Here is a 10,625-nt window from a genome sequence, read left to right on the forward strand (position 1 = left end):
CTTCGTCGCGTTACGGGAGCAGGTCGGCGCGGGCCAGGTTCAGCACGGTTCCGGCGTGGTCGGCGCGGCCTTCGCGCAGGTAGGCGGCGGCGAGCCGGACGGCCTCGGCCTGGGTGCGGACCCGGGAGATGTCCCCGCAGGTGGCGCAGCGGACGAGGGCGGTCATCAGATCCTCGGCGGCGCGGTCGTGGTCGGTGTCCGCGGGGAGTCTCGACAGTACGGTGTCGATCCCCTTCAGCAGATCGTGCCCGGCCCTGGGCCGGATGTCCGGCACCGCGTCCTGGATCGTCATGACCCCTGCCTCTCCTTTGAGACGTCGATCGGTGTTGGCTGTGTGCCTCCACATTGGACCAGCAAACCGAATCGCGGTGAACGGCGCCCCATCGGGTGACTGCTACCGCCGGGGATCGACGTGAATCTTGGGTGCCGCGCCCCACGCCGGGCGGCGCTCGCCGGCCAGCACGGCGGCCACCTCGTCCAGTCCGACGGTGGCCGCGACCAGCGGCCGAGGGTCCACCGCGCCGGCGGCGTACCGGTCGATCGTGCCGGCCAGGCCGCCGGAAGCGCTGAGCACCCCGACCGCGGTGACGTCCCGGAACACCAGCTCCCGGCTGTCCAGCGGGCTCGGCTCCCCCGCGATGCCGATGAACACCACCCGCCGCCCCGGCTCCACCAGCTCCACCGCCCGAGCCGGCAGCGACGGCGCGCCCGAGGCGTCGATCACCGCGTCGAACGGCAGTGGCGGGAGCGTCTCGGCCGTCCAGGTCGCGGTGACTCCCAGTGACCGCGCGAAGGCCAGCGACTCGGCCGACACGCCGAGCAGGTGCGTCTCGATCCCGTCGGCCTCGGCCAGCAGCGCGCACAGCACCCCGATCGTGCCGGGGCCGGCCACCAGCAGCCGCTCGCCCGGGGACAGCGCCGCGCCGCGCACCGCCCGCAGCGCGTTCCCGCCCGGCTCGACCAGCGCACCGGCCACCGAGTCCACAGTGGACGGAAGCGGGTGCAGGGCGCGGACCGGGACCGGGAGCTGGGTGGCCAGCGCGCCCGGCCAGCCGCGCCGGATGCCGATCTCGTACCGGTCCGCGCAGAGGTGCTGGCGGCCGCCCGCGCACCGGGGGCAGTGTCCGCAGCCGAGCATGGTGTCCCCGGTGACGCGCCGGCCGAGCCACGCCGGATCCACCCCCGGTCCGGCCGACGAGACGACGCCGGCCCACTCGTGCCCGATCCGCAGCGGGTACGCCGCCTGCCCGGTGTGCAGGTACGACATCTCGCCGGTGAAGAACTCGGTGTCCGTGCCGCACACGCCGGCGCGCTCGACGTCCACGACGACCTCGCCGGGACCGGCGACCGGCACCGGCACCTCCCGGACCTCGGCCGTTCCCGGTCCGGTCACGACGAAGGCCCGCATGCTGCCGGCGGAGGTAGCGTTGTCCACCAGTGCAACGTAGATCGAGGGGCAGCCGATGCGCAGTGCCGCGTGGTACGCGGGTGACGACCGCAACTCCTACATCCACCGTGCCTGGATGCGCCGCGGCGTGCCGGGCGACAGCTTCGACGGCAAGCCGCAGATCGCCATCGCCAACACCGCGTCGGACCTGACGCCGTGCAACGCGCACCTGAACGAGGTCGCCGACAGCGTCCGGCAGGGAATCTGGGAGGCGGGCGGCGTGCCGCTGAACCTCCCGGTGGTGTCCCTCGGCGAGACGAACGTGCGGCCGACGGCGATGCTGTGGCGCAACATGGCCGCGATGGCGACCGAGGAGATGCTGCGCGCGAACCCGGTCGACGGCGTGGTGCTGCTCGGCGGCTGCGACAAGACGATCCCGTCGCTGCTGATGGCGGTTGCGTCGGTGGACCTGCCGGCGGTCGTCGTGCCGGGCGGCCCGATGCTGACCGGGACGTTCCGGGGGACGCCGCTGGGCTGCGGCACCGACGTGTGGCGGCTGTCCGAGGAGGTCCGGGCCGGCACGCTGACGCGGGAGGCGTTCCTCGAGTCCGAGTCGTCGATGATCCGCAGCCGGGGTCACTGCAACACGATGGGCACCGCGTCGACCATGGGCCTGCTCGCGGAGGCGCTGGGCACCACGCTGCCCGGGGTCGCCGGCACGCCCGCCGCGGACAGCAGGCTGCTCGCCCACGCGCAGGAGACCGGGCGGCAGGTGGTCGAGATGGTGCGGGCCGACCGGCGGCCGAGTCAGGTGCTGACCGAGGGCTCGTTCCGGAACGCGATCGTGGCGCTGGCCGCGATCGGCGGGTCGACGAACGCGGTGGTGCACCTGCTGGCGATCGCCGGACGGCTGGGGATCCCGCTGACCCTGGAGGACTTCGACCGGATCGGCGGCGACGTGCCGCTGCTGGTCGACCTGCAACCGGCCGGCCGGTTCCTGATGGAGGACCTGCACCGGGCGGGCGGGCTGCACGCGGTGCTCGGTCAGGTCGTCGACCTGCTCGACCCGGACGCGGTGACGGTCACCGGCCGCCCGCTGGTGGCGAGCCTGGGCGACGCGTCGATCTGGGACCCGTCGGTGATCCGGACCAGGGGTGAGCCGCTGCTGCCGAACGCGGGGATCGCCGTGCTGCGCGGGAACCTCGCGCCGAACGGGGCGATCATCAAGCCGGCGGCGGCGTCCGCGCACCTGCTGGCGCACCGGGGGCGGGCGGTGGTGTTCGACTCGGTCGAGGACCTGCACGCACGCATCGACGACCCGGACCTGGACGTCGACGCGGACTCGGTGCTGGTGCTGCGCGGCTGCGGGCCGAAGGGGTACCCGGGGATGCCGGAGGTGGCGAACCTGCCGCTGCCGCGCAAGCTCCTGCGTGCGGGTGTGCGCGACATGGTCCGGATCTGCGACGGACGGATGAGCGGCACCGCGTACGGCACGGTCGTGCTGCACGTCGCCCCCGAGGCGGCCGCCGGTGGTCCGCTGGCCAGGATCCGCACCGGCGACGTGGTCACCCTGGACGTCGCGGCGCGCCGCCTGGACGTCGAGGTCTCGGAGTCCGACCTGGCCACCCGCGAGCCGGCTCCCGAGATGGCCGCCGCCCTCGCCCGGCCCCGCCGCGGCTGGGAACGCCTCTACGTCGACACGGTCACCGGCGCCGACACCGGCGCCGACCTGGACTTCCTCGTCGGCGCCAGCGGCAACGAGGTCGCCCGCGAGTCCCACTGACGCTACGCCGGCCGACGGGGGTCAGCGGTCGCGGCGCTGGCGGGTGTCCTGGCGGAGCTGGTCGGTGCGCCGGGTGAGCGAGCTGATCTCGTCGGCCAGGGCGCTGTGGGTGTCGCGCAGGTGCGGGTGGGCGTCGGCGAGGGGCGTGAGCAGTGCGTTGGCGTCGTCCTCGGCGAGGGCCTGGTGGACCTGGTCGACGGTGGCCTGGCCGGCCGTGCCCAGGCCCTCGACCGCGCTGACCTGGCCGGCCAGGCGGCGCAGCGACGCGGAGTTGACCCGGGCCCACCGGGCGACCGCGCGGTCGCCAGCGCGCTTGTCGCGTTCGGCGCGGACCCGCTCCTCGCCGGTCGCCTCGCCGGTCGCCGACGGGCGTAGCCGCAGGTAGCGGCGCTCGGCGGCCTGCCGGCTCGTCACGCCGAGCGCGGGCGCGATCCTGGCCCAGCTCGCGCCATGCTCGCGCGCGGCGGTGATCAGCTCGGGCTCCCAGGCCGCCAGCTCCTCCCGGAGCCGACGCAGCACCTCGAGCCCCGCGAGCACGTCCTCCGGGGTGGAGCCGCCGCCTCCGCGCACGTCCCCGAGTACCGCCTCGACCAGCGCGAGCGCGCGAGCCGCCGGCACGTCGCGTTCCGTGTTCGCCATCACGTCACCCTTTCGACGACGTCGCACTTGTCATCTTTATGACGACATGCTACAACGGTATCAGCGCGTTGACATCCCCCAACGAGTCGAGGAGGTAAAGCCATGTTGATGCGCACCGACCCGTTCCGTGAGCTGGACCGGTTCGCCCAGCAGGTGTTCGGCGGCCCCGGCACCTGGTCGCGCCCCACGGCGATGCCGATGGACGCCTACCGCTCCGGCGACGAGTTCGTCGTCGTCTTCGACCTGCCCGGCGTCGACCCGGACGCCGTCGAGCTGGTGGTCGAGCGCAACGTGCTCACCGTGAAGGCCGAGCGCCGACCCACCACCGACGAGCAGGTCGAGATGCAGGTCTCCGAACGCCCGCTCGGCGCGTTCTCCCGCCAGCTGTTCCTCGGCGAGACCCTGGACAGCGGCCGGATCGACGCCTCGTACGAGGCCGGCGTACTCACCCTGCGCATCCCCGTGCTCGAGGCCGCCAAGCCCCGGAGGATCTCGATCAACGGCAACACGGAGCGCAAGCAGATCGACGCCTGACGGTGAGCCTCTGGCGCCCGATCGGATGGTCGGGCGCCAGAGGTTTGACGCTGGGTACACCCATGATCGGAGGACCCGTCCGGGGGCCACAACCACACAGGAGGAGAACCGATGGAGCTGGAGCCTCGGAGCCGGACCGCAAGCGGGCTGCGCCGGTACGCGGCATTGGTGAGCGACGCGCTCGGCCAGACCGGGGACGCCTACTGGGTGCACGCGGAGTCACCGGCCACGGTCTACGTTCCGCTGGACGAGCGGGTGCCCGCCTTCCCGGACCGGGACCTCGCGCTGCTGTGGGACGAGCGACACGGCTGGTGCGGGGCGATCGAGACGGCGTCCGGCGAGGACCTGATCGTGCTGTCCTACCTCGGGGTCGACATCCTGCCGCCACCGAGGACGGTCGCCCGGTTCACCGCTGACCTGGTGTCCGGCAGCGGACCCGGCCAGGCGGAGCCGCCCGCGTTCCGCGTCGCGGGTGCCGACGACGACCTCGTCGAGCGGCTCGCCGGCTACTCCCCCGCTCCGGACCTCCAGCCGATCTGAGCCGGTCTTCTCATCTGGTCTTCATCGTCGCCCGGCACACTTCCCGGAAGTGAGTGACGAGCGGTGTTCGCCATGCCTTAATGTGCTGGCCACCACTGGTTCAGAATGGGGGCCCGTCATGGTGGCGAGCGTCGGCGACGAGCGGACCGAGGTGATCCCGGCGGTCCGGGACACCGACCAGGACGAACCGAGGGTCGTGCGGCTGCGGAAGGTCGCGTGGTGGGTGCTCGGCGTGACGGTCCTGCTGAACGTGCTGAGCATGGCCATCCCCGCGTTGATCGATCACCCGTTGACCACCGAGCGCGGCGAGATCCGGGTGTACTTCGACGTGTTCTCCGAGGGGAACCTGCCGACCTGGTGGAGCGTGGCACTGCTGGTGCTGGCCGCGGTGAGCCACGCGGTCGCCGGCGGGCTGGCGGTGGCGGCGCGGCTGCGGGGCGCGTGGGCGTGGTTCGTGAGCGCGGTCGTGCTCGGCGCCCTGTCGCTGGACGACCACACCTCGCTGCACGAGCGGCTGGAGCGGATCGGCAAGGACTGGGTGACCTTCGAGCGTTTCCCCGGGTACTGGCTGGTGCCGGGGATCATCGCCGGTGTGGTCATCGCGGTGGCGCTCGGGCTGCTGGCGTGGCGGCTGTCCGGGATGACGCGGTGGTGCATGATCCTCGGGCTCGGGCTGTTGCTCGGGTCGGCCATGGGCATGGAACTGGTGCAGGGCCTGCTGGTCGCGCAGGGCGAGAGCGGGCCGATCTACGTGCTGGTCCTGCACGCGGAGGAGCTCGGCGAGAACCTGGGCGTGCTGCTGATGATCGCGGCCGCGGTCCGGTCGGTGACGATCACGAGCCACGCCGGGCGGTTCGGCATCCAGTACGGTCACCAGGAAGCCATTCGCTGACTCGCGGGGAGGGCGCCCGATGCTCGCCGGACGGTTGGAGATCGCGAGCCGGACGTTCACCGTCCGCGAGGTGCCCGTGCCGGAACCGGGGCCGGGCGAGGTGCTGGTCCGGGTACGTGCGGCCGGCGTGTGCCTGTCCGACGTGCATCTCATCGACGGGGACCTCACACCGGCCTTTCTCGGCGCGGCTGAGGTGACGTTGGGTCACGAGGTGGCGGGTGAGATCGACGCCGTCGGGTCGGACGTCCACGAGTGGGCGATCGGCGACCGGGTGGTGTTGCAGGCCGGGGAGCGGTGCGGGGTGTGCCCGAACTGCCTGCGGTTCCGCGAGCCGTGCCTGGCCGTGCGCACCCGGGGTGTCGACTACGACGGCGGGTGGGCGGAGTACGCGCTGGCCACCCAGCACACCCTGGTCGCGATCCCGGACGAGCTGCCGTTCGAGCAGGCCGCGATCGTCCCGGACGCGGTGTCCACGCCATGGGGCGCGGTGACCGGGACCGGGCGGGCGGCACCGGCGCGGCCGGCCGGGGTGTGGGGTGTCGGCGGCCTCGGCGTGCACGCCGTGCAACTGCTTCGGCTGATCGGCGCTGCCCCGATCGTGGCGGTCGATCCGCTGCCGGCGGCGCGGGAGCGGGCGCTGGAGTTCGGCGCGGACGTCGCGCTCGACCCGGCCGACCCGGCGCTGCGCGCGACGGTGACCGCGCTGACCGGCGGCGGGCTGGACGTGGCGTTCGACATGGCCGGGGTGCCGGCGGTACGCGAGCAGGCGGTGCGCTGTCTCGGGCCGGGCGGGCGGCTGGTGCTGGCCGGGCTGGCGCCGGCACCACTGACCATCGAGAACAGCATCGCGCTGAGCGTGCGCCGCCAGCAGGTCCTCGGCCACTACGGGTCGGTGCCGGGCGCGGTGGAGCAGCTGATCACGCTCGTCCGGCACGGCCGGCTCGACCTGGCCCGGTCGGTCTCCGGCACCGTTCCGCTGGCCGACGCCGCGGACGCGGTGGCCGCGCTGCGGGACAAGACCGGCGATCCGGTCCGGCTCATCCTGGTGCCGTGAGGCTCAGCCGAAGCGGCCGTTGACGTAGTCGCTGGTGCGCTCGTCGGCCGGGTCCCCGAAGATCCGCTCGGTCGGGCCTGCCTCAACGATGTGCCCCGGGGTGCCCTGCTCGGCCAGGAAGAACGCGCAGTGCTGGGAGACCCGCGCGGCCTGCTGCATGTTGTGCGTCACGATCACGATCGTCACGTCCTGGCGCAGGTCGTGGATGGTCTCCTCGATCCGACGGGTGGACGTCGGGTCCAGCGCCGAGCACGGCTCGTCCATCAGCAGCACGTCCGGGCGCACCGCGAGCGAACGCGCGATGCACAGCCGCTGCTGCTGGCCGCCGGACAGCGCGCCGCCCGGCTGGCGCAGGCGGTCGCGCACCTCGGCCCACAGCCCGGCGCGGGTCAGGCACTCCTCCACCAGGTCGGCCCTGGCCCCTCGGGACACCTTGGTGCCGGTGAGCTTGAGCCCGGCGGTCACGTTCTCCGCGATCGACATGGCCGGGAATGGGTTCGGCTTCTGGAACACCATGCCGATCCGCTTGCGGGTGTCGGTGATCCGCCGCCCCGCGCCGTAGATGTCGTCGTCGCCGAGCCGGACCTCGCCGGCCAGCGACGCGGACGGCACCAGCTCGTGCATCCGGTTGAGGATCCGCAGGAACGTCGACTTCCCGCAGCCGGACGGGCCGATCAGCGCGGTCACCGAGCCGGCGTTCATGTCCAGCGACACCCGCTCCAGCACCTTGCGGTCGCCGAACCAGGCGGACACGTCCCGCGCGGACAGCGTCGCGCCACCCGGCGGGTGGTGGCCGTTGCCGCTCGGCTCCAGGGGCTCCAACGGTTCCAGGTCGAGAGCGGTGTGCATGTCAGTCCTTCAAACCCCAGCCGCGACGGGTGATCCTGGCCAGGCCGACGCCGTTGAGCAGCAGCACCGCGCCGATGCCGACCAGCACGGCGATCGCGGCACCGGTCTGGGCCAGCCCGCCACCGTCACCGTCGGCGGCGGTCGGGGTGAACGCGCCGGGGTCGGTGGTGTCGGTGGGCGCCGGGTCGCCGAACCCGTCGGGGTCGCCGAACCCGTCCGGGTCGGTGGTGGTCTCGGGGAAGGACTCGTCCGGGGTGTCCGTCGTGGAGTCCGTCGTCGTGTCCGAGGTGGTCGGCGGGTCGGACGACTCGTCGGTGGTGGTCGTCGTCGTGGTGGTGGTCGTGGTCGTCGTCGTTGTGGTGCCGGCACACGGGTCGGGCAACGCGTTGGACTGGCCGACCCGGAGGTAGGCCGGGATGTTGTACACGTAGACGCGCCACGCCGGGTGCCCGAACGCGGGCGTGTCGAGCGGGGCGAAGTCGTGGGTGAACGTCGCGCCCGCCGCCACGCTGCCCTCGCCGACCCCCTGACCCGTGCCTTCGTCAGCGCCGTCCGCGGCGATCTCGAAGGCGAAGGCGAAGGTGGACTCCTGGGGGTTCGGCATCACCAGGTGGAAATGTGCCCGCGCGTCGACGCACTCGCCGGTGAGGGTGGCGATCTCCGGCAGCTCCTCCTGGGCACTCGCCGGTTCGGTCCGCGCGAGGACGACGCCCACCGCGGCGACCACGAGGATCAGCAGGACGAGGAGCCCGGCGGCGAGCTGACCGCGCCGCGACTCGGATCTGGCGTGCACTGGATCTCCTCCTGGATGTCCGCGAAATACCCGCCGTGACCCTTGTCGGCGCGGGACAACGCCGCCGGTCCGGCAGGTGAACGGCGGGTTCTCGGGACACTGCGGTCCGGTCGCGGCGGCCCGGTTGGCGCCTTGTTCAACGAAAGGCCGTGTCCCGCTCGCTGTCCCGCTCAGGTTTCGTCGTGGTCACGGGCGGATCTCACGTGCATCGTGGATAGTGCCCCAACCGGGGCGAGCTAGGAAAAGTCCTTGACACACAAGGAGAACATTCCATGCGTTCCACCCTGCGCAAGGGTGCCGTCACCATCGTGGGTGCGTCGGCGATCCTGAGCCTGGCCCTCGGCGGCATCGCCGTCGCCGACCCCAACCTGAACAACGCCGGCGGCGCGCTGCCCGGCTACCTCCCGGACTCCGACGACGTCGTCGGCACCGGCTCGGACACCAGCCAGTACGTCATCAACACCGCCGCCCAGGCACAGTCGTCGACGAACCCGGCTGTGCGGCTCGCGTCGTTCAACGCGTTCCAGCCGGGCTCCGAGGCCAACGGCCCGGTGACCGGTGACGACATCGTCATCCGGGACGCGGACCAGGTCGCCGGCTCGGGTGACGAGGTCGTCATCCCGCGGCCGAACGGCTCCTCGGCCGGCATCAACGAGCTGCTGAACAACCCGAACGTCGACTTCGCCCGCTCGTCCCGGGGCGCCGACGCCGACGACCCGCAGGAGGTGAACGACCTCTACTTCATCCCGGCGCTGTCCGACGGGCTGAGCTACGTCGTGGACGACACGGCCGGCTCGGACATCCGCAGCCTCGACACGGCCGAGCTGGCCGCGATCTACCGCTGCACCGACACCCGCGGCTTCAACCCGAAGCTGCCGCAGTCCGGCTCGGGCACCCGCTCGTTCTTCCTGGAGCAGATCGGCCTGGAGAACAACGAGATCGGTCCGTGTGTCGACCAGAACGTGCAGGAGCACGACGCGTCCGCTGTGGACGGTGACCCGCTCGCCATCGCGCCGTTCTCCACCGCTCGCTGGTCGAGCAACCCGCCGAACCCGGCCAACCCGCCGAGCGCCGTGGTGGACATCGCCGCGACCTCGCCGACGGCCGGCGTCTTCTACACCACCCGGACCATCTACAACGTGGTCCGCGTGAACGACTACGACGCCCCCGGCTCGCCGCTGCCCGCGCTCTTCGGCCCGGACGGCTACCTGTGCGACCGCTTCGACAGCGGTCTGTTCCGCCAGGGCTTCGGCGGCCTCGGCGCCGACTGCGGCGTGATCTGATCGACACCCCGCTGAGCTGAGAGCAGAGAAGGGGCCGGTGATCCCGGCCCCTTCTCCTGTGTGGACGCTCAGGCGCACTGGCCGATCCGGTCGCCCTTCACGGTGTTCGTGCCGACCTGGGGGGCCGGCTCGTTGCCGGTGCAGCTCAGGTCGTCGCGGACGGTGTTGCCGCCGATCGAGGTGAACGCGACGTTGTCCCGCACCACCACGTCGTCGCCGACCTGGTTGCCGGCGCAGGACTCCGCGCCGCCGACCAGCACCGCGCCGCCGCTGCCGGCGAACGTGGCGTCGCCGAACACGACGTTGCCGCAGAGGTTGCCGCCGCTGAAGGACTCGGTCGCCGAGACCGAGCCGAGCACCGCGGAGTCGCGGACGTCGAACCGGTTGACCGTGGTGCCCCGCACGTCGCCGCCGGCGGTGAGCCCGTTGGCCGCGAACGAGGTCTGCTCCCGCACGTCGACGTCGCCGACGACGAGCGTGTCGGTCAGCCGGACCACGCCGGTGCCGGTGGAGTCGACGTCGCCGGCCACGAAGCTGCCGGTGACGTTCACCCGGCCGCTGCCGGACATGGTCACGCCGCCGTAGACCTTGGCGTCCACCAGCTCCAGCGAGGCGCCGGCACCGACCGTGACCGTGCCGCGCACCGAGGTGCCGTCCAGCACGCACGCGGTACCGTCGGCGACGACCACGCCACCGCGCACGACCCGCTCGCCGAGCGTGCCGTCGCACGTGACCGCGTGCGACCCGTGCGCCTGCGCCGGCAACGCCATCGCGATCGACGCGACCGCGGCGGCACCCGCCAGCACGGCCGCCCGAGCCAGGTTCCGATTCCTGCTCATGTCACCATCTTTCTGTTGCCGAGTAAGGGAAA

At 72.6% G+C, this 10,625-nt stretch carries 12 protein-coding genes; 6 read left to right on the forward strand and 6 right to left on the reverse strand.

Annotated elements, in window-relative coordinates:
- Positions 1 to 10: 10 nt before the first annotated feature.
- Entirely contained in the window at positions 11 to 292 is a 282-nt protein-coding gene (locus tag JT362_RS14290; RefSeq protein WP_260191676.1) for a hypothetical protein, read from the reverse strand.
- Positions 293 to 394: 102 nt separating this feature from the next.
- Positions 395 to 1,435 (reverse strand): zinc-dependent alcohol dehydrogenase, encoded by a 1,041-nt coding sequence (locus tag JT362_RS14295; protein WP_260191677.1) that lies wholly within the window; start codon positions 1,433 to 1,435, stop codon positions 395 to 397.
- Between the two features lie 28 nt (positions 1,436 to 1,463).
- Between JT362_RS14295 and JT362_RS14300 the strand changes: the two genes are divergently transcribed.
- A complete protein-coding gene (locus tag JT362_RS14300; protein WP_260191678.1) occupies positions 1,464 to 3,170 on the forward strand; it encodes a dihydroxy-acid dehydratase in 1,707 nt (568 codons plus the stop codon).
- A gap of 21 nt (positions 3,171 to 3,191) precedes the next feature.
- Here the strand turns inward: JT362_RS14300 and JT362_RS14305 are convergent, their stop codons facing one another.
- A complete protein-coding gene (locus tag JT362_RS14305) occupies positions 3,192 to 3,809 on the reverse strand; it encodes an HSP18 transcriptional regulator (RefSeq protein ID WP_260191679.1) in 618 nt (205 codons plus the stop codon).
- Between the two features lie 102 nt (positions 3,810 to 3,911).
- Between JT362_RS14305 and JT362_RS14310 the strand changes: the two genes are divergently transcribed.
- The 4 genes from JT362_RS14310 to JT362_RS14325 all read left to right on the forward strand — a co-directional run bounded on the left by JT362_RS14310 (position 3,912) and on the right by JT362_RS14325 (position 6,829).
- Entirely contained in the window at positions 3,912 to 4,343 is a 432-nt protein-coding gene (locus JT362_RS14310) for an Hsp20/alpha crystallin family protein (protein WP_260191680.1), read from the forward strand.
- A 111-nt stretch (positions 4,344 to 4,454) separates the two neighbouring features.
- Entirely contained in the window at positions 4,455 to 4,883 is a 429-nt protein-coding gene (locus JT362_RS14315; protein WP_260191681.1) for a DUF6292 family protein, read from the forward strand.
- Between the two features lie 118 nt (positions 4,884 to 5,001).
- Positions 5,002 to 5,775 (forward strand): DUF8692 domain-containing protein, encoded by a 774-nt coding sequence (locus JT362_RS14320; RefSeq protein WP_260191682.1) that lies wholly within the window; start codon positions 5,002 to 5,004, stop codon positions 5,773 to 5,775.
- A 19-nt stretch (positions 5,776 to 5,794) separates the two neighbouring features.
- Positions 5,795 to 6,829, forward strand: a complete 1,035-nt coding sequence (locus JT362_RS14325; protein WP_260191683.1) for a zinc-binding dehydrogenase — start codon at positions 5,795 to 5,797, stop codon at positions 6,827 to 6,829.
- A 3-nt stretch (positions 6,830 to 6,832) separates the two neighbouring features.
- Here the strand turns inward: JT362_RS14325 and JT362_RS14330 are convergent, their stop codons facing one another.
- Positions 6,833 to 7,678 (reverse strand): phosphate ABC transporter ATP-binding protein, encoded by an 846-nt coding sequence (locus tag JT362_RS14330; RefSeq protein WP_260191684.1) that lies wholly within the window; start codon positions 7,676 to 7,678, stop codon positions 6,833 to 6,835.
- A gap of 1 nt (position 7,679) precedes the next feature.
- The gene (locus tag JT362_RS14335; RefSeq protein ID WP_260191685.1) at positions 7,680 to 8,471 is read right to left on the reverse strand and encodes a hypothetical protein; all 792 of its coding nucleotides are present in this window, start codon (positions 8,469 to 8,471) and stop codon (positions 7,680 to 7,682) included.
- A gap of 272 nt (positions 8,472 to 8,743) precedes the next feature.
- On the opposite strand from JT362_RS14335, the gene JT362_RS14340 reads away from it, so the two are divergent.
- Positions 8,744 to 9,754 carry a substrate-binding domain-containing protein gene (locus JT362_RS14340; protein ID WP_260191686.1) on the forward strand — a complete coding sequence of 337 codons (1,011 nt, stop codon included), beginning with the start codon at positions 8,744 to 8,746 and terminating at the stop codon, positions 9,752 to 9,754.
- A gap of 68 nt (positions 9,755 to 9,822) precedes the next feature.
- On the opposite strand, the gene JT362_RS14345 is transcribed toward JT362_RS14340, so the two are convergent.
- Positions 9,823 to 10,593 (reverse strand): hypothetical protein, encoded by a 771-nt coding sequence (locus JT362_RS14345; RefSeq protein WP_260191687.1) that lies wholly within the window; start codon positions 10,591 to 10,593, stop codon positions 9,823 to 9,825.
- Between the last annotated feature and the right edge of the window lie 32 nt (positions 10,594 to 10,625).

The sequence above is a fragment of the Actinophytocola gossypii genome, from assembly GCF_025165815.1.
Classification (GTDB): domain Bacteria; phylum Actinomycetota; class Actinomycetes; order Mycobacteriales; family Pseudonocardiaceae; genus Actinophytocola; species Actinophytocola gossypii.